21 protein-coding genes and 1 tRNA gene are annotated in these 21,646 nt (G+C 68.8%); 19 read left to right on the top strand and 3 right to left on the bottom strand.

The genetic code is table 11. The features are described from left to right. Positions 1-34: 34 nt before the first annotated feature. The 5 genes from EDF40_RS07125 to EDF40_RS07105 are packed head-to-tail and all read left to right on the top strand — an operon-like array spanning position 35 to position 3,897. Positions 35-1,150, top strand: coding sequence for an ABC transporter permease (locus EDF40_RS07125; protein WP_123338600.1), 1,116 nt, complete (start codon positions 35-37; stop codon positions 1,148-1,150). Next, positions 1,147-1,848 carry an ABC transporter ATP-binding protein gene (locus tag EDF40_RS07120; protein WP_123338601.1) on the top strand — a complete coding sequence of 234 codons (702 nt, stop codon included), beginning with the start codon at positions 1,147-1,149 and terminating at the stop codon, positions 1,846-1,848. Before EDF40_RS07125 ends, EDF40_RS07120 begins: the two co-directional genes overlap by 4 nt. 10 nt (positions 1,849-1,858) lie before the next feature. After that, on the top strand, positions 1,859-2,581 hold the full coding sequence (locus EDF40_RS07115) for an MSMEG_4193 family putative phosphomutase (protein ID WP_123338602.1): 723 nt from the start codon (positions 1,859-1,861) through the stop codon (positions 2,579-2,581). A gap of 33 nt (positions 2,582-2,614) precedes the next feature. Further along, positions 2,615-3,142 carry a DUF3090 domain-containing protein gene (locus EDF40_RS07110; protein WP_123291859.1) on the top strand — a complete coding sequence of 176 codons (528 nt, stop codon included), beginning with the start codon at positions 2,615-2,617 and terminating at the stop codon, positions 3,140-3,142. Continuing rightward, the gene (locus EDF40_RS07105) at positions 3,139-3,897 is read left to right on the top strand and encodes an SCO1664 family protein (RefSeq protein ID WP_123338603.1); all 759 of its coding nucleotides are present in this window, start codon (positions 3,139-3,141) and stop codon (positions 3,895-3,897) included. The genes EDF40_RS07110 and EDF40_RS07105 overlap by 4 nt, the downstream gene beginning before the upstream one ends. Before the next feature lie 344 nt (positions 3,898-4,241). On the opposite strand, the gene EDF40_RS07100 is transcribed toward EDF40_RS07105, so the two are convergent. Further along, positions 4,242-6,242, bottom strand: a complete 2,001-nt coding sequence (locus tag EDF40_RS07100) for a VWA domain-containing protein (RefSeq protein WP_123338604.1) — start codon at positions 6,240-6,242, stop codon at positions 4,242-4,244. After that, complete coding sequence (locus EDF40_RS07095; RefSeq protein WP_123338605.1) at positions 6,235-7,620, bottom strand: AAA family ATPase; 1,386 nt, start codon at positions 7,618-7,620, stop codon at positions 6,235-6,237. The genes EDF40_RS07100 and EDF40_RS07095 overlap by 8 nt, the downstream gene beginning before the upstream one ends. 203 nt (positions 7,621-7,823) lie before the next feature. On the opposite strand from EDF40_RS07095, the gene EDF40_RS07090 reads away from it, so the two are divergent. The 13 genes from EDF40_RS07090 (at position 7,824) to EDF40_RS07035 (ending at position 20,485) form a co-directional block, all read left to right on the top strand. Then, positions 7,824-9,278, top strand: coding sequence for an MFS transporter (locus EDF40_RS07090; RefSeq protein ID WP_311316753.1), 1,455 nt, complete (start codon positions 7,824-7,826; stop codon positions 9,276-9,278). Positions 9,279-9,448: 170 nt separating this feature from the next. Then, a complete protein-coding gene (locus EDF40_RS07085) occupies positions 9,449-10,129 on the top strand; it encodes a GntR family transcriptional regulator (protein ID WP_148053768.1) in 681 nt (226 codons plus the stop codon). A 293-nt stretch (positions 10,130-10,422) separates the two neighbouring features. Next, positions 10,423-11,634, top strand: coding sequence for an LCP family protein (locus EDF40_RS07080; protein ID WP_260212502.1), 1,212 nt, complete (start codon positions 10,423-10,425; stop codon positions 11,632-11,634). A gap of 482 nt (positions 11,635-12,116) precedes the next feature. Then, positions 12,117-12,205: transfer RNA gene (locus EDF40_RS07075), tRNA-Ser, on the top strand. A 308-nt stretch (positions 12,206-12,513) separates the two neighbouring features. Continuing rightward, complete coding sequence (locus tag EDF40_RS07070; RefSeq protein ID WP_148053769.1) at positions 12,514-13,521, top strand: hypothetical protein; 1,008 nt, start codon at positions 12,514-12,516, stop codon at positions 13,519-13,521. A 75-nt stretch (positions 13,522-13,596) separates the two neighbouring features. Continuing rightward, entirely contained in the window at positions 13,597-14,592 is a 996-nt protein-coding gene (locus tag EDF40_RS07065) for a hypothetical protein (protein WP_148053770.1), read from the top strand. Between the two features lie 356 nt (positions 14,593-14,948). Continuing rightward, positions 14,949-15,890, top strand: a complete 942-nt coding sequence (locus EDF40_RS07060; RefSeq protein ID WP_123338611.1) for a hypothetical protein — start codon at positions 14,949-14,951, stop codon at positions 15,888-15,890. Continuing rightward, a complete protein-coding gene (locus EDF40_RS07055; protein WP_123338612.1) occupies positions 15,887-17,593 on the top strand; it encodes a transposase in 1,707 nt (568 codons plus the stop codon). Before EDF40_RS07060 ends, EDF40_RS07055 begins: the two co-directional genes overlap by 4 nt. A 95-nt stretch (positions 17,594-17,688) precedes the next feature. Continuing rightward, positions 17,689-18,645: a metallophosphoesterase gene (locus EDF40_RS07050; protein ID WP_123338613.1), complete on the top strand. Its 957-nt coding sequence runs from the start codon at positions 17,689-17,691 to the stop codon at positions 18,643-18,645. A 215-nt stretch (positions 18,646-18,860) separates the two neighbouring features. After that, on the top strand, positions 18,861-19,085 hold the full coding sequence (locus tag EDF40_RS18850; protein WP_148053771.1) for a hypothetical protein: 225 nt from the start codon (positions 18,861-18,863) through the stop codon (positions 19,083-19,085). 61 nt (positions 19,086-19,146) lie between these two features. After that, a complete protein-coding gene (locus EDF40_RS07045; protein ID WP_123338614.1) occupies positions 19,147-19,734 on the top strand; it encodes a hypothetical protein in 588 nt (195 codons plus the stop codon). Further along, complete coding sequence (locus EDF40_RS07040; RefSeq protein WP_123338615.1) at positions 19,731-20,099, top strand: hypothetical protein; 369 nt, start codon at positions 19,731-19,733, stop codon at positions 20,097-20,099. Before EDF40_RS07045 ends, EDF40_RS07040 begins: the two co-directional genes overlap by 4 nt. After that, complete coding sequence (locus tag EDF40_RS07035; RefSeq protein WP_123338616.1) at positions 20,096-20,485, top strand: hypothetical protein; 390 nt, start codon at positions 20,096-20,098, stop codon at positions 20,483-20,485. Before EDF40_RS07040 ends, EDF40_RS07035 begins: the two co-directional genes overlap by 4 nt. A gap of 96 nt (positions 20,486-20,581) precedes the next feature. Here the strand turns inward: EDF40_RS07035 and EDF40_RS07030 are convergent, their stop codons facing one another. Then, positions 20,582-20,923, bottom strand: coding sequence for an Lsr2 family protein (locus tag EDF40_RS07030; protein WP_123338617.1), 342 nt, complete (start codon positions 20,921-20,923; stop codon positions 20,582-20,584). A 179-nt stretch (positions 20,924-21,102) separates the two neighbouring features. On the opposite strand from EDF40_RS07030, the gene EDF40_RS19175 reads away from it, so the two are divergent. Beyond that, on the top strand, positions 21,103-21,240 hold the full coding sequence (locus EDF40_RS19175) for a hypothetical protein (protein WP_185002863.1): 138 nt from the start codon (positions 21,103-21,105) through the stop codon (positions 21,238-21,240). The last annotated feature ends 406 nt before the right edge of the window (positions 21,241-21,646 follow it).

The following is a 21,646-nucleotide window of genomic DNA, read 5'->3' as shown; positions in this document are numbered from 1 at the left end:
TCGCGGAGCGTCCGTGACCAGGGAAGGGAACTCCGTGTTCGTCGCTTGGCGCGATCTCCGGTTCGCCCGCGGTCGGTTCGTCCTCATCGGCTCGGTCGTGGCACTCATCACCCTGCTCGTCGGGTTCCTCGCCGGGCTGACCGGTGGGCTCGCAGCGCAGAACGTCTCCGCCGTGCTCGACCTGCCCGGCGACCGCCTGGTCTTGCAGCAACCGTCCGCCGGGCAGCCGTCGTTCGGCGACTCGACCATCGGGCAGCGGGCCGTGGACGGCTGGCAGGCGGCCACCGGGGTCGACGCGGTGATGCCGGTGGGCATCGTCCAGGGCCGGGCGACGGCGGGGGCGGGGTCCGGCGCCGCGGGGTCCGGTGCTGCTGCGTCGGGCGCGGCCGTCGGCGTCGCGCTGGTCGGGCTGCCGACGGGCGCTCGGTCGACCCCCGTCACCGACCTCGCCCCGGGTCGCGACGACCAGGTCGGGCTGTCGTCGGGGGCTGCGGCCGACCTCGGCGTGCAGGTCGGCGACCGCATCACCGTCACCGGGACGGACTACCGCGTCGCCGTCGTCGGCGGCGACGCCTGGTACAGCCACACGCCGGTGCTCGCCATGACCCCGGAGGCGTGGGCCGCGGTCGACCGGCGACTCGGCGGCGACGGTGCGCCGACCGTCCTCGCCGTCAGCGGCAGCCCGGACTGGGACGCCGTCGCAGCGTCCACCGGCACGTCCGCCGCGTCGCCGCTCGCGTCGCTGACCGCCCTCGAGACCTTCCGGTCCGAGATCGGGTCGCTCGGCCTGATGATCGTCATGCTCTTCGGGGTGTCCGCGCTCGTCGTCGGGGCGTTCTTCACGGTCTGGACCATGCAGCGCGCCGGTGACGTCGCGGTGCTCAAGGCCCTCGGCGCCAGCACCGGATCACTCGTCCGCGATGCGCTCGGACAGGCGCTCGTCGTGCTCGTCCTGGGGATCGGCGTCGGGATGCTGGCCGTCGTCGGACTCGGCGCGCTCGCCGGCGGTGCACTGCCGTTCCTGCTCAGCCCGGTCACCACCGTCGTGCCGGCCGCCGCGATGGCCGTCCTCGGACTCGCCGGCGCCGCCGTGGCACTGCGCACCGTCACCTCCGCCGACCCCCTCACCGCCCTCGGGAGCAACCGATGATCACCCTCGACGACGTCACCGTGACCTTCCCCGACGGCGATCGGCGGATCACCGCGGTCGACCACGTGTCCCTCGTCGCCCGGCCCGGCGTCGTGACCGGCGTCACCGGCCCCTCCGGATCGGGCAAGTCGTCGCTGCTCGCCGTCGCCGCGACGCTCATCCGGCCGGACTCCGGTCGGGTGCTCATCGGCGACGTCGACGCGGCCGCGCTGTCCCGGGACGAAGCCACCGCGCTGCGGCGTGCGCGGATCGGGATCGTGTTCCAGCAGTCGAACCTGCTGCCGTCGCTGACCGCACGGGAGCAGTTGCTCGTGATGGCGCACCTCGGCGAGCGGCACCCCGCCGGCGGTCGTCGCGCGGAAGGGCTCCGGGACCGGGCCGACGACCTGCTGGACGCGGTGGGGCTGTCCGACCACCTGGACAAGCGGCCGGCGCAGCTGTCCGGCGGGCAGCGGCAGCGCGTCGCGATCGCCCGGGCACTCGTGCACGAACCCGACGTCCTGCTCGTGGACGAGCCGACGAGCGCGCTGGACCAGGAGCGCGGCGCGGCGATCATGGAGCTCATCGCGCGACTCACGCGCGAGCGCGACACCGCGACGATGCTGGTCACCCACGACCTGGTGCACCGCGGGACCCTCGACGAACTCGTCACGGTGGTGGACGGTCGGCTGGCCGGGGCGCCGGTGATCGCCGCCTAGGATCGGGCACATGGCGACCGTCCTCCTCGTCCGACACGGACGCACCACCGCGAACGCCACGGGCGTGCTCGCCGGACGCACCGCCGGCGTGCGACTCGACGCCGTCGGCCGGAAGCAGGCCGACCGCACCGCGGAGCGCATCGCGGCCGTGCCGGTCGTCGCCGTCGTGTCGAGTCCGCTCGAGCGGTGCCGGCAGACGGCCCGGGCGATCCTGGAGCGCCAGTCGGGCGACCCCGCGTCGGCCATCGAGCGGGCGATCACCGAGGCGGACTACGGCGAGTGGCAGGGGCGGAAGCTCGCCGACCTGGCGAAGGAGCCGCTCTGGCGGACGGTGCAGGCGAACCCGAGCGCCGTGGTGTTCCCCGGCGGTGAGTCCATGCAGACCATGCAGTCCCGGGCGGTGTCGGCCGTCCGGCGCATCGACGCCGAGGTCGAGGCGGAGCACGGGCCCGGAGCGGTCTGGGTCGCGGTGAGCCACGGCGACATCATCAAGTCCGTCCTGGCCGACGCGTTCGGCATGCACCTCGACCTGTTCCAGCGCATCGGCGTCGGGCCGGCGTCGGTCTCCGTCGTGCGGTACGGCGAGCACCGGCCCGAGGTGGTCGCGACGAACACCGAGTCCGGCGATCTCTCGTGGCTCGCGACCGCTCCGGCGCCCAGCGGGGACGCGGCGGTCGGCGGCGGGGCCGGACATCCGGAGGCCCCGTCCGAGGCAGGCCCTGCCAGACCCTGAACGGGCGCAGGCCCGCACTCCTACAATGCGGGTATGCCCTCCATCGTCCACGGCTTCGACTGGCCGGACCGCCTCGTCGTCGGCACCATCGGCCGTCCGGGCGAGCGCGCCTTCTACCTGCAGGCCCGCTCCGGCAAGCGCGTCACGAGCGTCGCCCTCGAGAAGGAGCAGACCGCCGTGCTCGCCGAGAAGATCGACGAGCTGCTGGACGAGGTCGCCACGGTCGAGGCGAACCGCTTCAGCGTGCCGGACACCGCCCCCGTGGAGCTCCGCGACCCGGAACCGCTCGACCAGCCGGTGGAGCCCGAGTTCCGTGCCGGTGCCCTGAGCCTGGGCTTCGACCCGTCGACGGCGCAGGTGGTCATCGAGGCGTACCCGATCGACGACGACGTCGAGATCGTGTCCGAGGAGAGCGAGGACGGCCTCGAGATCGAGGCGGTCGTCGAGATCCCCGAACCCGACGAGCTCTTCCAGGTCAAGATCCCGGTCGGGACCGCGCGCGCGTTCGTCGAACGCACCCGCGAGATCGTCGCCGCCGGCCGTCCGCCCGGCGACGCATGAGCGACGGCTCACTGAGCATCACGGCGCGGATCCGCGAGGCCTCGAACGCGACGTTCCTGGCCGAGCTGGACGGCGAGGCGGTCGTCTACAAGCCGATCGAGGGGGAGCGCCCGCTCTGGGACTTCCCGGACGGCACGCTCGCCGGCCGCGAGGTCGCCGCGCACCTGGTGTCCGAGGCGTTCGGCTGGGGCATCGTGCCACCGACGTGGCTCGGTGACGGACCGTTCGGCCCCGGCATGGTGCAGCGCTGGCAGACGATCGACCCGGACCAGGACGCCGTCGACCTCGTCACCCCCGAGGCCGCCGAGGCGGACGGTTCGCCGTGGCTGCCCGTGCTCGAGGCGATCGACGAGCACGACCAGCCGGTGACGCTCGTGCACGAGGACTCCGAGGCGTTGCGCCGCATGGCCGTCTTCGACGTCGTCGTGAACAACGCCGACCGCAAGGGTGGCCACGTGCTGGCGATGCCCGACGGACACCGGTTCGGTGTCGACCACGGGCTGGCCTTCCACGTCGAGCACAAGCTCCGCACGGTGCTGTGGGGGTGGATCGGCGAGCCGCTCGGGCCGGACGAACTCGAGGGGCTCGACCGGGTGTCGGAGGCGCTCCGCGGTGCCCTGGGCGACGAACTCGCCGAACACCTGACGCCGGAGGAAGTCGACACGGTGCGCGCGCGGTGTGCGGCGCTGCGGGCCGTCGGCATCTTCCCGCCACCGCCGGGCCACGGCTCCGCGGTGCCGTGGCCGTTGTTCTGACGCACCCGTCGTGAGCCGGCGCCCCGGCCTGCCCTGCCGTGGCGAATCCGGTCCGGGACGGTGGGGCCCGTCGGGTCCGGACCCCACCGACCGGTCCGCGTCCGTGATCCGTGGACGCGGAGACCCGTGGCGTCCGGTGGCGTGCGCCGTTGCACTCCGGGACCCCGCGGGAGTCGACCGGTCGAGAACGGATCAGGTGCACTCGGCCGACCGCTTCCGGCGCGCCGACGACGTCGGCGCAGGAAGAACGATCACGGCGGCCGGGGTCTGGGGCAACTGTGGTGGCGCTCAGCATACGACTGCGGAACCCCGCGCAACAGTCCCTGTCGGGATCGACTCGGCGGCTAGTCGAACAACGACTGCCCGCCGCGGCGCGACCCGAGGTACGACCCCACGACGGCGACCCCGAGGTCGTCGTTCTCCGGAGCGACGACCGAGCCGTCCACCCGCTTCGCCATCGCGTCGATGAACCGTGCGAGCCCCGGGTCGTCGCCGAGGCGGAAGAACGTCGTCTGGGCGCCGAGCCGACCGGCGTTCTCGAGCTCCCGAACGGTCAGCGCGATCGTCACCGGGTCCGGCGGGTAGTCGAACCACACCTGTCCGTTCGGCTCGAGGTGCGACGTCGGTTCCCCGTCGGTGACGATGAGCAGCACGGGTTGGGCGGTCGGGTGCTTCCGGAAGTGCCGGTTGGCGAGGAGCAGGGCGTGGTGCAGGTTCGTGCCCTTGTCCCACATCGCGTCGAGACCGACGAGCTGCTCGATGTCCACGACTTCGGCCTCGCGTCCGAACGCGATAAGCTGCAGGTCGTCGCCGCGGAACCGCGTCGAGACGAGCGTGTGCAGCGCCAGGGCCGTGCGCTTCATCGGCACCCAGCGGTCCTCCATCGCCATCGAGAACGACGTGTCGACGAGCAGCGCCACGCAGGCCTGTGTGCGGGACTCGGTCTCCTGCACCTCGACGTCGTCGATGGTCAGGCGGACGCCAGGGCCCACCCGCCCGTCGGCCGCGGTCCGGGTCAGCGCGTTCGTGATCGACCGGGTGACGTCCCACGGCTCGGTGTCGCCGTACGCCCACTGCCGGGTCGCGCCCGAGGGTTCGCCGGCCGCGCCGGACTGCCGGATGTCGCGGGCACCCTGTCGGCCGGACATCCGCTCGGCGACGTCACGGAGCAGGCTCTTGCCGAGCTGCCGCATGGCCTTCGGGGTGAGCCGGAGCTGCCCGTCCGCTCCGCGGCGCATCGCCCCGGAGTTCCGCAGGGCCTTCTCGAGCTGCTGCAGGGTCCTGGCGTCCACGGCGGCCTCGGCACCGAGCTGCCGGGTCAGGGCGTCGAGGTCCAGGTCGTCGAGCTCGGAGCCCGGTCCGGACTGGGCGAGTTGGTCGGCGAGGGCGTCGAGGTCGGCGATGTCCTGGAAGACCCCCGTCCCGTCGCCGAGTCCGAGCCCCTGGCCACCCTCCATGCGCTCGGATCCGCCCCAGTCCTCGCCGGGGCGGAGGGACCGCAGGTTGCCGTCGAGCTGGGACAGCTGCCCCATCAGGTCGGGGGAGCCGAAGGCCTGCTGGGCGAGGGCGTCGAGTTCGTCGCGCTGCTCCTCGGTCATCGAGTTCCGCATCCGCTGGGCGGCGGCGGCACGGGCGGCCAGGTCGTCGAGGAGTTCGTCGACGTTCGCGGGGTCCGACGGGAAGTACTGCCCGTGCTGTGCCATGAAGTCGTCGAACTGTTGCTGGGTGTCCTCGCCGCGGGCGTGCGCCTCGAGCAGGGCGTTGAGGTCCTGCATCATCGCGCTGACCGCGGCACGGTCTTCGTCCGTGGCGCCCTCGAGCGCCTGCTTCATGCCGGCGAAGCGCTGGTCCAGCACCTCGCGACCGAGCAGGTCCTTGATCTCGTCGTACTTCTGCCGGGCCTCGCGGCTCGCCCAGTCGTACCCGCCGAGCTCCTGCACCGCGGCGGCCGGCGACGGGGACAGGCTGTCGAGCTGCATCTCGGCCAGGGCGCGGTCGCCGTCGTCGAGGTCGACGTTGCGGGCGAGTTCGCCGCGTTCGGCACGGAGCGCCTGGTCGAGCAGCTCGCGGACCTGCTGCAGGGTGCCGTCGAGGTTGTTCTTCGCGGTGAGTTCCCGCCGCCGCTCCGCGACCTTGCGCGCGAGGTCGTCGAGTCCGCGCTGCGTCCGGCCGCCACGGCGCAGGAACTCCCGCATCGCGCGCTCCGGTGAGGTGCCGGCCATCACGTCCTGCCCGATGGCGTCGAGCGCTTCGGCGAGGTCGGCGGGCGGCGCGAGCGGGTCCGGACCGTCGGTGTATGCGCCGTACCGGGTGTCCCGCGTCAGTCGTCGATTCTGCCTAGCCATAGACGGCTTCGCCCCCGCCGGACTCCTTGCTGATGCGGCGGGCGAGGAAGAGCCCCTCGAGCGCGAGTTCGATCGCACCCGCGCGCTCGCCGTCGTTCGTGGCGCCGAGACGCTCGCACACCTGGTCGTACAGGTCGGACTCGCCGATCGACGGCAGCCCCTCGAGGAACGCCCGTGCGCCGACCTGTTCGCCCGTCGTCACCATCGTCCCGCCGTCGAGCGCCTCGACGAGTACTCCGAAGTCGAGCCCGCGGAACCGGGCGCGCACCGTCTCGGCCGTGGCGGTCCGCAGCAGGTGCTCGAGGACCTCGTCCGCGCGGTCCTCTTCGCCGTTCTCGAACTCGATCTTGCCGCCGAGCACGTCGACCGCCGTCTCGAGGTCGATCGGTCGCGCGACGGCCTCGGGCTCACCCTGGCGTGCTGCACGGTGCACGGCCGCCGCGGCGACCGTCTCGGCGCCGGCGATCGCGAACCGGGCGCTGACACCGCTGCGCTGGTCGACCGCGCTCGACCCGCGCAGGGCACGGGTGAAGCGGGCGAGGATCTCGACGATCGCGTCCGGCACCTCGGCGGTGAGCTGCGCCTCCTGCCGGATGACCGCGATCTCGTCCTCGAGTTCGATCGGGTAGTGGGTGCGGATCTCCGCGCCGAAGCGGTCCTTCAGCGGGGTGATGATCCGGCCGCGGTTCGTGTAGTCCTCCGGGTTCGCGCTGGCCACCACGAGCACGTCGAGGGGGAGTCGGAGCACGTAGCCACGGATCTGGACGTCGCGTTCCTCCATCACGTTGAGCATCGCGACCTGGATGCGTTCGGCGAGGTCGGGCAGCTCGTTGATCGCGACGATGCCGCGGTGGCCGCGGGGGACGAGTCCGAAGTGGATGGTCTCCGGGTCGCCCAGGCTGCGCCCCTCGGCGACCTTCATCGGGTCGACGTCGCCGATCAGGTCGGCCACGCTCGTGTCCGGCGTCGCGAGCTTCTCGACGTAGCGGTCGTCGCGGTGCCGCCACGAGATCGGCAGGGCGTCGCCGAGGTCGTCGGCTCGGCGGGCGCTCGCGGTGGTGATGGGCTCGTAGGGGTGCTCGCCGAGTTCGGAGCCGGTGATCACCGGGGTCCACTCGTCGAGCAGGCCCTGCAGGGTGCGGAGCAGGCGGGTCTTGCCCTGACCGCGCTCGCCGAGCAGGACGACGTCGTGTCCGGCGATCAGCGCACGTTCGAGTTGCGGGATCACGGTCGTCTCGAACCCGTGCACGCCGGGCCAGGGGTCGTCTCCTGCGCGCAGCGCGGTGAGCAGGTTGTCGCGGATCTCGGCGCGGACCGTCTTCTGGACGTGGCCAGAAGTGCGGAGCTCGCCGACCGTGCGGATGTCGGGTCGGGTCACGCTCTGGACGTTACGCCGTTGCGGACGGGAGGCGCGGTGCCAGCTGGCACCGCGCCTCCCGTCCGCTTGTGGGTTTCCGTAGCAACCGCAATGATTGAGACTCCGGCATCGGAGCCGGATTCGATAGGGGGATCCGGCTCCGAGCCGGCCCCGTCGTACCGAATGTGAACCATCTCGCCGATCTCGGCGTAGGTTCCCCTCTCGTGAGCAGCACGAACGGGGCGATCAAGAGCCTGGTCCCCGCCAGGATGGACAGACTGCCGTGGACACGGTTCCACTGGAGTGTCGTCGTCGGACTCGGGGTCTCCTGGATCCTGGACGGTCTGGAGATCCAGATCGTCTCCAACGCGGGCTTCCAGGCGGACCTGAACCTGTCGACGCAACAGGTGACCTCCCTCGGCACGATCTACCTGGTCGGCCAGGTGGTCGGAGCGCTGGTGTTCGGGCGCATGTCCGACCGGCTCGGGCGGCGCAAGCTCTTCATCCTGACGCTCGCGATCTACCTGATCGGCTCGGGCGTCGCCGGTCTCGCCCAGGACTTCTGGTTCCTGGCCGCGTTCCGGTTCGTCGCCGGTCTCGGCATCGGTGGCGAGTACGCGGCGATCAACTCGGCGATCGACGAACTGATCCCGGCGAAGTACCGCGGCCACGTCGACATCGCCATCAACGGCACCTACTGGGGCGGCGCCGCGCTCGGTGCCTTCGCGAACATCTACCTGCTCGACACGGCCAACTTCTCGGAGAGCATCGGCTGGCGCATCGGCTTCTTCCTCGGCCCGGTGCTCGGCATCGCGATCATCTTCCTGCGACGGCACATCCCCGAGAGTCCGCGCTGGCTCATGACCCACGGGCGCGAGGAAGAGGCCGAAGCGACCGTCACCCAGATCGAGGAGGCGGTCGAGAAGTCCACCGGCAAGCGGCTGCCGGACGTCGACGAGTCGAAGGCCATGACCGTCACGCCGACCGACCGCGTCGGGTTCCTGACCATCGCGCGCGTGCTGCTCAAGCAGTACCCGACGCGCACCCTGGTCGGGGCGTCGATGATGATCACGCAGGCGTTCCTCTACAACGCGATCTTCTTCACCTACGCGCTCGTCCTGACGAACTTCTTCGGCCTCAAGACCGCGCAGACGTCGATCTACTTCTTCCCGTTCGCGATCGGGAACCTGCTCGGACCGATCATCCTCGGTCGGTTCTTCGACACGTGGGGCCGTCGGCAGATGATCTTCCTGACGTACCTGGTGTCGGGGCTCGTCCTGGCGACCTCGGCGTTCCTGTTCCGCGCCGACGCGATCTCGGCGACGGTGCAGGTGGCCTTCTGGTGCGTGTCGTTCTTCTTCGCTTCCGCTGGTGCCTCGAGCGCGTACCTGACGGTCAGCGAGATCTTCCCCCTCGAGCTGCGGTCGCAGGCCATCTCGTACTTCTTCGCCCTCGCGCAGGTCTTCGGTGCGGTCGCACCGCTGATCTACGGTGCCTTCATCGGGGACGGGTCCTCGCGTGAACCGCTCTTCTGGGGGTACCTGCTCGGGTCCGCGGTGATGATCGGCGGTGGGGTGATAGCGCTGGTCTTCGGGGTCGATGCCGCGCGGAAGGGGCTCGAGGACGTCACCCAGCCCCTGTCCGTCCTGACCGGGGACGCGGAACAGCAGCGACGTTGAACAGCGACGGCGGCCATGCAACATTCTGTATTCAGAGTGTTTAGCACGGCCGTCGTCGTGATGTCACGGTGCTGGCATGGCACTCCTCCACAGCGCGACACTCACCACGACGATCCACGACGGTGCCGGTGCGGTCGGCCAGGGTGACCGCCGTGCGTGAGGCTGGCGCGATGGAGCAGTCACCGATGCGTGTCGGCCGGGGCGACCGCGATCCCCACGGCCTCCGGCGCAGTCTGTTGCGCGACGCGGTCTTCCTTCGCCTGCTCGACAGCGTGCTGCGCGGCGAGTACCGCCGCGGGCAGCGCCTGCGCCTCGACACCATCGCCGAGGACATGCGCGTCTCCCGCACGCCGGTGCGCGAAGCCCTCGTCTCCCTCGAGTCCCATCAGCTCGTCACCGTGCAGCGGTACGTCGGCGTGGTGATCACGCAGTGGTCCGTCGGGCAGATGACCGAGCGCCTGCGCATCGCCCGTGCCCTGGTCGTCGACCCGCCGGTGAGCGGCACGGGCCACGACGACCGCTTCGACCCGGCCTGGCTCCGCGAGTGCTGGACCGAAGCCGGGGCCTTCGTCGAACTCGCCGCGTGGTTCCTCCGGCGGCGCGGCGCCTCGGTCAGTGCCGACTGGATGCTGTCGCAGCGCACGGTGCTCGACACGTTCTTCACCGACGACGTCGCACTGGCCAACGGGATCGACGCGGTGGTCGACCGGGCGCGGCGACTCGACCTCGTCGACCAGGCCGTGCGGGCAGCGGAGCGTGACGCGCTCGACGACTGCGCCGTGGTGCTGCTCGAGCTCGCGGCGGCGCTCATCGCTCTGCCGGACCGGTTCCGGGGGGCCGTGGCCTCCTGAGCCGCGGCGGCTGCGTGTTCGCACAGGTCGGCGTCGCGGCGCACGGATCCGGGGGTCGACGGTGGACCGCTGGGCTCGCTCCGACGTCGTTCGCACTGGATCGCCAGGGACCTCCGTGGCAGCCTTGACCGGTTGCCGCCCCGGCGCGTCCACCGACGACAGGAGAGCCCGTGAACGACGTCCGCGATCGCTCCCATCGACTCAACCGAGCCGACGGGATCGCACGGCACGGACGTCTCCGTCGTTCCGGACCCCTCCGGACCGTCGCTGCGCTGGTCGCGAGCGTGGCCGCAGTGGCGCTCGTCAGCACCGCCTCGGTCGCCGCGATCGCCGCGAAACAGGTGACCGACGACCTCGGTGACGGCGTGCAGATCGAGGGGCAGCCCGCGCCGCGGTCGAACGGCACCAAGGCCCCGTCGCTCAGCGCGTACAAGGGCGGCTTCAACATGCTCGTCGTCGGGACGGACAACGACCCGGACCAGTCCGCGGAGTTCGGGGAGCGCGACGCCACGCTCAACGACGTCAACATCCTGCTCCACGTCTCGGCCGACCACACCAACGCGACCGCGGTGAGCATCCCCCGTGACCTCGTCACCCCGATCCCCGCGTGCAAGAAGACCGACGGCTCCGGGACCGCGCCGGCCATGGCCGCGCAGCCGATCAACACCTCGTTCAGCGACGGCGGGCTGAACTGCGTGACCCAGACCGTGCAAGGGCTCACCGGTCTGGACATCCAGTACTCGGCCGCGGTCTCGTTCAACGGCGTCATCGAGATGTCGAACGCGATCGGTGGTGTGCCGGTCTGCGTGGCGCAGCCGATCGAGGACCCCTACACCGGGCTCGACCTGCCCGCCGGTACCTCGACCCTGCAGGGCGACGAAGCCCTCGCGTTCCTCCGGACCCGGCACGGCGTCGGTGACGGTTCCGACCTCGGCCGGATCTCGAGCCAGCAGGTGTTCCTGTCGTCGCTGCTCCGGACCGTGAAGTCGAACGACACCCTCACCTCGCCGGCCACCCTGTACAAGCTGGCCCGCGCCGCGGCGTCGAACATGCAGCTGTCCGAGAGCCTGAACGACATCGGGACGATGGTGCAGATGGGTCGGGCGCTGCAGGACCTCCCGCTGTCGCAGGTGAACTTCGTGCAGTACCCGGGCACGACCGGCGGCACCGGGGTCTACGAGGGCAAGGTCCAGCCGACGACGTACCTGGCCGACCAGCTGTTCGCGAAGATCAAGGCGGACCAGTCGTTCTCCCTGGGGGAGGACAGCACGGGCATCGGGTCCGAGGCGAACGGGGCGCCGTCGGCAGCGGCCTCGTCGCCGGCTGCTGCGGCGCCGTCGGCTCCGGCGCCCGCACCCGCGGCTGCCGCGCCGTCGTCGCCTGCCGCAGCTGCTCCGACTGCGCCCGCTGCTCCTCCGACGGCCTCCGCGACGCCGGAGACCATCGACGGGCTCGAGGGGCAGTCCGCCGACCAGGAAACGTGCTCCAAGGCCTTCGGCTACTGACCCGGCGGCTCAGGCCCCCGCCCGCCCCGCGTCTCGCGTCTCGCGAAAGCGACAGTGTGCCGCCGAACATCCGCGGCACACTGTCGCGCTGGCGGCACAGACCGCGGGCCGTGCCGGGACACCGTCGCTTTCGCGTACTGGTCGGACACCGTGCCCGGCCGCCGTGCCCGGACGCAGAAGCGGGGGCGCGGTGGTGGACCGCGCCCCCGGAAGCCGCTCCCCGAGCGGGCGCCAGGCAACCGGGCGCGCCGGGCCCGGCTCGGAGAGCGACGTCGGTGCTGTGTCGCGACTACGGGGACGAGCCCCGGAATGTGATCGCCGCGTCTCGACGATGCTATTCACCGGGGTACGTCGGGACAACCCCGAGGTGTCCCCACTTCGGGGGACCCGCGTTCTGCGACCGTGCCACGCGCGGGGGTGCGGTCGGGTCGAGAGTGGCCCGGTCCTCCTGTATGGTGGTCGGAGCGCTCGCGAGAGCGCTTGGAGACGTCGCATAGTCCGGCCGAGTGCACCACCCTGCTAAGGTGGAGTCCCCTTTAGGGGACCGAGGGTTCAAATCCCTCCGTCTCCGCACTCCGGCAAGTTGTCGAATCGCCGGGGTTCGGGTTCACGAATGAGTGGGCCAGAACCCCGGCGTGACGGCGATGTAGCCGCTCTGTTTTCAGCTCCTTCGGTCACCGCCCTTCGTTCGGCGGAATCTGCAGCTGTTGAGTCTGATGCCGCCTAGCCCTTGGGTTTCCGGGACTGTCAAGGCCGTAGCGGCGGTGTGCGTGTCGTCCATAGCCTGGTTCACCCCCGCCTTGTCTTGGCGTGCGCGGCGCTGGAGTGCTCGACGAGAGAACTCGCACGCTTCGAGTGACGCTTAGGCTCTCTGACGTCATGGGAACTGATCAGGATCTGGCGCCGGCGGCGATCGCCGCGGCGATTGAGAACTACCGTCCGCAGGTCGTGTCTGAGTATTGGGCCGTTGCGGGTGGCGATTTCGCGCGCGCTGCGGTCATGAAGGCGAAGCCGGCGACGACCGCTGACGCCTACCGGCTCATGTACAACGTCGCGCCCTTCGTAATGTGGGCGCGCGCGCAGGATCTGCCGGAGAACGTTGAAGCTGTGTTCACGCCGGATCGATTGGACGAGTACCTCTCGACGGGGGATCGGCGGGAGTGGGTGTCGAATACGCATGTGGTCGCTCGGTGGGCGATAACTCGCGTGGGGCGTGCCGCGACTCGCCGCGCGCCGTGGAAGCTGCGTGTTGCTGCGCCGAAGGACGAGAAGCTGAGCGCGCCGTATTCACCCGAGCAGATGGATTGGTTCCGGGAAGTCGCTCAGACGCAAGCGACGACGCGGCGGTCGCGTTATATGCGGGCGGCGTTGGTTCTGCATCACGGTGCGGGCCTGAAACACAACGAGCTGCGGTTCGTTGATGAATCGGATTTTGAGCAGCGCGATGGTTTCTTCGTGGTGCGCGTCACGGAGAAGCACACGGTGAAGAGCCGCATGCCGAATCGGGCGGTTGCTGTCGACTCGGCCTACACGGAGTGGCTGCGGGAACTGTTGGATCAAGCGCGCGGGGAAACGCTTGCGCATGCTGCGAGCGGGTCGGCTACGTACGACCCGCTGAAGGTGATTCGGCGGGAGATTGAAGTTCCCGCGGCGCTGCCGTCGTTTGATCCGCGTCGGCTTCGGAACACGTGGTTGGCGGACATGTTGAATCGGCGAGTTCCGCTGCGGGCGGTGCTGGCTGCCGCTGGGTTGCAGACGCTGGACTTGCCCTTGCTGCTTCCGGCGTTGCGGGACGATGACGAGCGCCTGAGCCTCTCGGCGATGGCCGATATCTCGCTCGAGATGGGCTCCGATGAGTCGTCTGTGAGCGGCGTCGGGGGCATGTGACACCTGTTTTGAAAGATCTGCTACTCACATGTTTCCCTGTTGTGAGGTTGACGATCTGAGCTGTAAGGTTCGGTGGTGCCCGCTGACCCCGCTCAACCCCGCGAGCACGCGCGTCAAAAGTTCGGGCTCGACTGGCCCTTCTCACCCGCAGATCAGCCGAATCTTGCGGGAGAGTCAATTGATTTTGTCCTGACCACGATCGTCGCCTGGAACCTGCAGCAGGACATCCGATCACTTCGTCAGCTGTGGAGTCACACGCGCACTCACAGAACCACGCAACCTCAGATCCGTGAGGAGGTCGCGCGTAGATACGAGCTGTCCGTCAATCAGCTGAACAAGCTTGTGCACGGCAAGCGCTACCTGCACATCCGCGAGCTGCAGCGGTTTCTCGACGACGCGACTATCGGTCCGCAGCTCCGCGAATCGCTTCGCGATGCCCAAGGCGTACTGTACGGCCGTTCGATCAAGAGCCATGCACTCGAGGCCGCGGTTGCCCGCTTTCGACCTGTCACCATGAGGAGACGAGGAGGGAAGCGTGTGATGAGTAACGAAGACCTGACGGCCGAACGGCAGTCGCAGCTGCACGAGATTGAGTCAGCGATCGAGACGCTCATGCATGTTGCCGCCAGCGTGCAGGGCGACCTTCAGGGACTCGCGGACTTCAGCGACGGACGCAACCCCGCGTGGGGCTCGAAGCTCCATATGGACTGGGAACGCACTCACGCGCAGCTCCGCGACCAAGGTCTTCGGAAGCGCATTGCCGCCGAGGCGCCTGAGCCCCAACTCGGTGTTCCGTTCGCGGCGACCGTGCGAGCAGCGATCCCGTACCGGCGGGAGTTCACGCTCACCGACCTCCGCAAGACGCTCGGCGTGGACCGCATCCATCCGTCATCGAGCAACATCCTGCACTCGACCATCGACTCGATGGTCAAGCGTGGGGAGCTGATCCGCATGGGGCGTGGACGCTACGAGTCCACACCGCTGCTCGGAAAGCGCAAGCAGTCCCGAGGCCCCCGCCTCAATGAGGACAACACGACTTCCGGCGACGACATCGCCGGACCGATGGGCTAACGCCCCGATTCACTGTCCACGGACAGGGAGGAGTACGAGGAACTCGCCATGCACAGCCGCCAACACGGCGGCGAAACCACAAAAGCCACCACCGGAGCGGAACATCCGCAGGGTGATGGCCTTCGAGGTATCTCTCGCCAAAAAGATTACTTCGAGGCTACACGCCGCTCCGGAAATGCGCAACCCCTGGTTTCGTCGACCCTTCACACCATCATGCCCGGACCCCGTTCCGAGCCACTCGAAGCACCACACGTCGTACCGCCCTACCCTCGGAGGCGGCCCGCTACACGCACCCGCCCTGGGACCCGCGTGCCCGATCTCACCCGTGGTCGCCGGCGCACGCAGGCGGCAGCGTGGTGAGCCGCGCCTACGTCGGCGGGGTGTGGGCGCACACCACCGACGAGGTCTACGCCCGCTACCGACCGTGGTTCTGCGACGAACGCTGGTTCGTCGCGGCACGCGAGCAACTCATCGGTTGGGCGCGAAGCGTAAACGCGTCGACTCCGACGGCCGCGTACAAGAACACGATGTACGTCTGCCAGTTCGCCCGCTTCGCTCACAAGCACGACATCCCCTTCGACCCCGAAAAGCTGTTCACGCCGGAGAACGTCGAGTGGTACGTCCAAACTGAGCTGACCGAGCACGGCGAACACTCCCGGTCCACCCAGCGCGGATCACTCCGCCTGGTCGGCCGAACGATCACCCGTCGAGTCGCGTGGCCGCCACCGGAAACCCGGTTTCCGAAGCCCGCCGCGGCAGAGCCATACTCGAGCCTGGAACAGCACCGACTGATCAGCCTGATCGATATCCAAGCGACCGAGCGTCGTCGGCGCGCATGCCGCGGCGCCGTGCGGCTGGGATTGGGCGGCGGATTCCGCGGGCCCGAACTGGAACGGATCACCGGCGCCGACGTCGAACAACGCGACGACCTCGTCATGGTGCACGTCCGCGGCGACCGGGAACGTACCGTCCCGATCCGTCGTGACCACGCCCACGACGTGTTGGAGCTGGCGTTCGAGCACCCCGAAGAGCCGCTACTCGGACCCTTCAAACCACATCAGCGGGACCCGTTCTCCCGCGTCAAGGCACTGCTGGAGATCCCCTCCTGGGCGCCACCGCTGGAAGTGCGACGCCTCCGCGCCACCTGGATGGTGTCTGTCCTCAACGAGGACATCCAGCTCGCCACCTTCGTCGACGTCGCGGGAGTCACCGACTTCCGCTTCGCACACCTACTTCCCCACCTGCACAGAAAGGACACCAGCGAGGTCGCACGCGCCCTCGCCGGGCACAACGCATGACGAACACCACCGACTCCCACAACCCGATGCCGTCCTGGCTGCCCGAAGGTCGCCCCATGGACCGCGTCGAAGCGATCACTACCGCCCTGGCCATCCTCTCCAACTCCGGCCTAGAGCCGCTCCTCAACAAGCTGGAGCGCACCACCCCGGGACGTGGACGGCACGTCAGCTTCGCAGCGATGCTCGCCGCCAGCATCGCGTTCAAGGTGCAGGACCCCAAGCGGGACGTGAAGATCGCCGACATCGCCCGCTGGGTCAGCGCCCTTGCCCCCGGACAGCTGCGTCGACTGGGTGTCCCGCGAGGGTGGACCTACTTCAACTTCCAGACCACGTTCAAAGCTCTGGCCGAAGCGTTGGAACCCGATGGAAGCGACCGCCGCATCGACTCAAACGGCACGATCATCAGTGTCCGCCGCCCGGACCTGTTGAGCTTGGACGAGTTCGCGAACTCCCTGCTCTCGGGGTCCTGGAAGCTGCGCGACTGGAGGGCGCCGCTGCCGTGGACACAGGTGCAGGCGATCGACTCGACCGACATCGAAACCCACGCCCGCGCCCGCGCGTGGACGAAGCGGCCGGACAGCCTTGACGAGTACGAGCCCGACGACTCCACCCCGAATCGGGAGTGGAATGAAGACCCCAACGAGTGGCCGAAGATCGGGCACCTCGACAGCCGGAAGATCGTCAGCGCCGACCTGCAGGCCCGCATCGGTTGGCGGACCAAGACTGACGGGCGGGCCACGAACGCGTTCAACGGGTACGACGCGCACCTCCTGGTCGACGCCGGCAACCCGGGATCGAAGTTCTGGGTACCACTTATCCGCGGCGTCACCGTGCGACCGGCGGGCAGCTACAAGGCGCAGGCTGGACTCGACCTGTTGGACTCACTGCACGGCGGCATCCAGTTCGACCACCTCACTGCCGACCGTGGATACAGCCACGCGAGGTCCGAAGCGTGGGCGAAGCCGCTTGCGGCTCGTGGCCTGAAGTACGTCCACGATCTCCACACCAGCCAGCGCCGCCCGCACCCCTCTGACAGCCTGCCGGGAGCGTTCTGGCTGGACGGAACCCTGTTCCCAACGTCGCTACCCACCCGGATGCGAAAGCTGCCCGGCTTCAAGGCACGCACCAGTCGAAAGGAACGCGACGAGCTGCTCGCCCGCTACGACGAGCGCGCACAGTGGGCGTTCGTTCCCAACCGACGCTTCGACAACGGCGACATCCAGTACAAGGGCCCTGCGCGCGCCGGGCACCTTCGCTGCCCGAACTACCCGCCCTCGGCACGGCTCGGCGCGCACGTGCCCCGCAGCAACTGCGTGCCAGGGGAGCCGTGCGCCTGCGCGGCGACGAAGGTAATTCCCGCCACCGAAGGAGCCTGGGTGCGCCAGCAGTACGTCTACGGCACCACCAAGTGGGCCGCCTACTACGGGCTGCGGAACATGGTGGAAAGCCAGAACTCGCAGCTGAAGTACTGGCGAGGTTCAATGCGCCGCCACAGCACCCATGTGTTTGGAACTACCGCGAACACCCTCGTGCTGGTCCTGAACTGCATCGCCGTGAACATCAGCATGCTCCGCGACGCCTACGGCGCCACCGACCCCACCCGCCCTACCTCCACCCACTACGTGGCCCCGCAGCGCCGACGGAAGCCCAAGGTCACGCCCACACACCTTCAGCCCCGACGCCGCAGTCGCACAACCACCTGACGCGAAACCCTCCATGGGGTGCGCCGTCGACCACTCTCGGCGCACCCCACCCGCCGGCGCGCCCACGCGCCACCGATCCTCGCCAAGGAGACCCCATGACCCACCCGACTCTCGTGAACGGTGCCCCGCAACTGCCTGTCATCCGAGGCAAGGGCAACAGGCCCGCGACCCCCCGAACGGTCCGCCTGTCTTCAGGACAGCGCCGCCTCTGGCCAACCCCGACCGGAGCGCCACGCTTCGACCTGACCTACCCCTACGAGCACCGCGTCGCCATCGCGGGCGACTGGGAATCGGACTGGCCATCAGTCGCGGCGACGCTCCAGGCGCTTCGACGACGTGCACCCGACATCCTGACGATTCTGCACCTCGGCGATCTCCGCTACGAAGCCCCCCGCAGCACAAGCGCTGGCGTACCGGGTCGTCGCTTCATCAGCGACCTCGACGAACTCCTCGAACAGCTCCGATTCAACCGGCTGATCCTCACCGCAGGAAACCACGACTGGTGGGACCAACTGCACGCGGAGTTCGAACGGCACCCGGATCGTATGTACCGCATTAGCCCCCGAATCTGGATCGCCCCCAGGGGCTTCCGATTCCAGATCGGTGAGGCCACGTTCATGTCATTCGGCGGGGCAGTGTCCTTGGACCGCGGACCCGGCAGCAGCTCATGGAGCGTCAACGAGGCGCCGACACGTGTCGACGTCGACCGGGCGAGCCGCGGAGGACGGGTCGACGTGCTCCTCACCCATGAACCGCCCGAAGCCGGCATCCCACAAGTCGACGCCATCACTGGCCGAGCAGAGCGATGGCCACCGGAGCGGCTCGAACGATCAGGGCAATCACGTGCGCTGATCACCGACCTCGTCGCAGCCGTCACCCCGTCGCGCATTTTCCACGGGCACATGCACGTCCGGGGCGAAGCCCACACCGCCGACGGACGATCAACGTTCAGTCTCGCCGTCGCCGGAAAGCCCGGCAACGTCGGCGTCCTCACCGTCAGCGACGACCACTTCCTCGACTTCAACTGGAGCGAGGCCCCGCCGAACCGATGAGCCCACCGGGCCCGCGCCGCCGGGCACACCCTCGCGACCGGCTGCGGCGCCGTTGGATCCAACCCAGACGCCCGGATCGCCGTCCAAGCTCACGACCACCGAAACCCGCCATCAGGAGAAACCAACCCTGAGCACACATCGCCAGCTGACGGATCGCATCGGCCGTCCGCTGCGGAAGTACGAGACGAACTCGACAAACAACACGAGGAAACGCCATGACCGAGCAGCTGCCGATCAAGCGAGCAGCCCGCCTCCTCCAGCGAAGCGGGGACCCTGCGTACGCGAAGTACACCGTTGCCCTTCGCGTGGCCACGGCCCGGGCCTCTACAGATCCGGAATGGGCACCCCAACTTGTTCAACTGCATCTCGCCGACCGCGACAACGCCCGGGACGCCGGCCGCGACCCGGGACGGTTTGGCACCCCTCTGAGCGCCTCCTGACCCGCGCGCGACAACGACAGTGCTCCGAGTAGCCCCCGAACCAAAGACAGGAGAACCAACCATGCCTGGAACGAACGACCTGACGGATCGCATCGATCATCTGCTCCACCAGTACGACATGAACCCGGACGCGTTCTACAGCGCCATCCTCTACTCCTTGCACCGCAGCGGCCCTCCCCACCGGCCGGCGATCCCTCCGACACTGAAGCTGGACGAGACTGACCTGGAGGACGCCATCGAACAGATAGCTGCAGGTGCTTTCCAGACGTACGCAGCCGAGAACGCCGCGGTCGCCGTTGCTGGATCTGACTCCGTCGCGACTGCGGCGCGGCTCCTCCAGATCGAAGCCAAACCGTTCGCGGACATCGTCGAAGGGGGACGCCTCCTCACAGTCCAAATCGCCGGCAGCGTTAGAGTGCCGCGATGGCAGTACACCGACGCCCTGCCGACGAGCCTTCTGCCCGGATTACCCGCGATCCTCACCGGCGCACACACAGCCCGTATCTCAGCGCAGACGTTGGCGGGCTTCATGACTCTTTCACAACCTGCCCTCTCCGCCGAAGCGGCGCTGACCCCCCGCCAGTGGCTGATGGCGGGCTACCCCGCCGACGCGGTCCTCCGCATCATCGAAGGCTGGGCTCACCGATGAACACCATCACCAACGAAACCCGCCAGATCACCATCACACTGCCGACCCGAACCGCAAGTCTTCTCACCGCCAGCAGCATCCACGAGAGCGCAAACGTGAGCGACTACATGGTCGTCGCGGCCGTCACCACTGCCCGCGCACTCATCGACAAGGACCTCGCAGGGGGCCATACCGAGATGCGATGGCAGTTTGTTGACGAGCGGTGGTTGCGCCGTCACTCACGCCGGATCCACCGGTACGTGCGCCGGGGCTGTCGATTCATCGTGACGCTTCACGGCGAACCAATCGGGTACCTGCTCCGCCCGACCGCCGGTCCCGAAGGTCCGCGCACTGCGCCTCGCACGCAACGGAAGCGGCATCCATGATCCTCACCGGCATGAATCGAAGCACCCAAGCAACGTTCCCGGTCGACGTCGCAACCAACGCCCCGTACGTCAGCGTGCGGCGTTTCGCCCTCGAGCGCCGCGATCGAGGGCTGGGACAGGACATTGTCATCACGCTGGGCTACGACGTCGGCGCGGACGAGCCCCCCACGTGCATCTCGTTGCTTGCTGTCATCGGTGCGACCCTCACCGACCCAATGACACACACTGACCTGCGACCGCGTGTCTACGACGAATGGGGGCCAGTCCCCTGGGGTGCGCGTCCCCCATCGGTCCGGATTGCCGCGCCGTTGTCCGCGCAGTACTGGGACGCTCCCAGCGCAGCTGAGGTCGACCTCCGCGTCACAGCGTGGCGCACTTCGACATGACATCGTCGTGAGAACGTCGTTGGCCTTCCGCGGCTTTCCGCGGCTTCCGGCGGTGACCGGTCGATCGTGTGCTGCCGGTCACCGCCTTCTAGTGCGTCAGTGGGCTGCTTCGTACGCGTCTCGCACAGCGCCGCTGATACGACCGCGAGAAGAAACCTCGTGGCCGTTCTCCGCCGCCCAGCTGCGGATCTTGGCGAGTTCATTCGGGTCAGTGCGAGACGACGGGGACGCGGACGGCCGGCGAGACGCGTTCCCGATCTTTCGCGCGGCCGCGATGTAATCCGAGAATTGTTCCCGGATCGCGTCGACGTTCGCGTCCGTGAGATCGATCTCGTAGCTGTTGCCGTCGAACGCGAACTGGAGCGTCTTACCAGATCCGGGTTCGATGGTTTCGCCCGTCAGATCGTCCACGAGATGAGTTGTAACCTTTTGTGCCACGGAATGCTCCTTGTCAGGTTTCTTACGAACCTACTATCGCACAAGAGCCGCCTCCCGGTTTCCGTTGCGTTCGGATATGGGTGCACCGCGTCCGGCACGGTTCGGAGCGGAGGGTGAATGCTCGTCTGAGATCGTTGAGGGACGAGAAGGGTCCGCTATCCTTCCGATCATGAACGCGGATGGCTTCGCCGCTCGAGATGACGCTGAGCGAGTCAGGTGCCGCGTTCGTCACCCGAAAGGATGATCAGGAGGCGCGGCGCGAAGTTGCAACCCGCTTCGATCGCGGCGTCGGCGATGGGTGCATCGAGCGCTGCTGATACACCTACGACGGCATTGGGAACCCGTTCGCGGTCCCCGTCGACGACGGAGCCGCGTTCTCGCACTCCTACGACCCGTACGGCACCGAATCCCTCAGCTACGACGGCGGCGGCGATGGGCTCCCGTTCAAGCCCGGAATCAGTGATGCCGCCACCGGGCTACCGAAATTCGGGCAGCGCTGGTACGACCCTTACACCGGCGCCTGGACCCAGCAAGACACCCTTGACAGCCCTCTCGACCCCCGCCAACGGCAACCGATACGCCTACGCAGCGAGCGACCCCATTCACGGGGCGGGCGTTCGGTCTCAGCTGTACGGGTGCGATAGTTGGTGAGGCGTCTGTATTCGAGGTACCGGGACTTCTACTTCAACAGCCTCGTCCCCGCCGCCTGCGGAACTTCGCAAG

The organism is Curtobacterium sp. PhB170 (assembly GCF_003752345.1).
GTDB lineage: Bacteria > Actinomycetota > Actinomycetes > Actinomycetales > Microbacteriaceae > Curtobacterium.
This window is presented reverse-complemented; position numbering and strand designations above follow the sequence as displayed.

Coding starts and splice junctions, on each gene's coding strand:
- EDF40_RS07050 (WP_123338613.1), top strand. CDS start 17,689: ATGACCCACCCGACTCTCGTGAACGGTGCCCCGCAACTGCCTGTCATC.
- EDF40_RS07105 (WP_123338603.1), top strand. CDS start 3,139: ATGAGCGACGGCTCACTGAGCATCACGGCGCGGATCCGCGAGGCCTCG.
- EDF40_RS07085 (WP_148053768.1), top strand. CDS start 9,449: ATGGAGCAGTCACCGATGCGTGTCGGCCGGGGCGACCGCGATCCCCAC.
- EDF40_RS18850 (WP_148053771.1), top strand. CDS start 18,861: ATGACCGAGCAGCTGCCGATCAAGCGAGCAGCCCGCCTCCTCCAGCGA.
- EDF40_RS07100 (WP_123338604.1), bottom strand. CDS start 6,242: ATGGCTAGGCAGAATCGACGACTGACGCGGGACACCCGGTACGGCGCA.
- EDF40_RS07110 (WP_123291859.1), top strand. CDS start 2,615: ATGCCCTCCATCGTCCACGGCTTCGACTGGCCGGACCGCCTCGTCGTC.
- EDF40_RS07040 (WP_123338615.1), top strand. CDS start 19,731: ATGAACACCATCACCAACGAAACCCGCCAGATCACCATCACACTGCCG.
- EDF40_RS19175 (WP_185002863.1), top strand. CDS start 21,103: ATGGCTTCGCCGCTCGAGATGACGCTGAGCGAGTCAGGTGCCGCGTTC.
- EDF40_RS07055 (WP_123338612.1), top strand. CDS start 15,887: ATGACGAACACCACCGACTCCCACAACCCGATGCCGTCCTGGCTGCCC.
- EDF40_RS07115 (WP_123338602.1), top strand. CDS start 1,859: ATGGCGACCGTCCTCCTCGTCCGACACGGACGCACCACCGCGAACGCC.
- EDF40_RS07120 (WP_123338601.1), top strand. CDS start 1,147: ATGATCACCCTCGACGACGTCACCGTGACCTTCCCCGACGGCGATCGG.
- EDF40_RS07045 (WP_123338614.1), top strand. CDS start 19,147: ATGCCTGGAACGAACGACCTGACGGATCGCATCGATCATCTGCTCCAC.
- EDF40_RS07070 (WP_148053769.1), top strand. CDS start 12,514: ATGGGAACTGATCAGGATCTGGCGCCGGCGGCGATCGCCGCGGCGATT.
- EDF40_RS07035 (WP_123338616.1), top strand. CDS start 20,096: ATGATCCTCACCGGCATGAATCGAAGCACCCAAGCAACGTTCCCGGTC.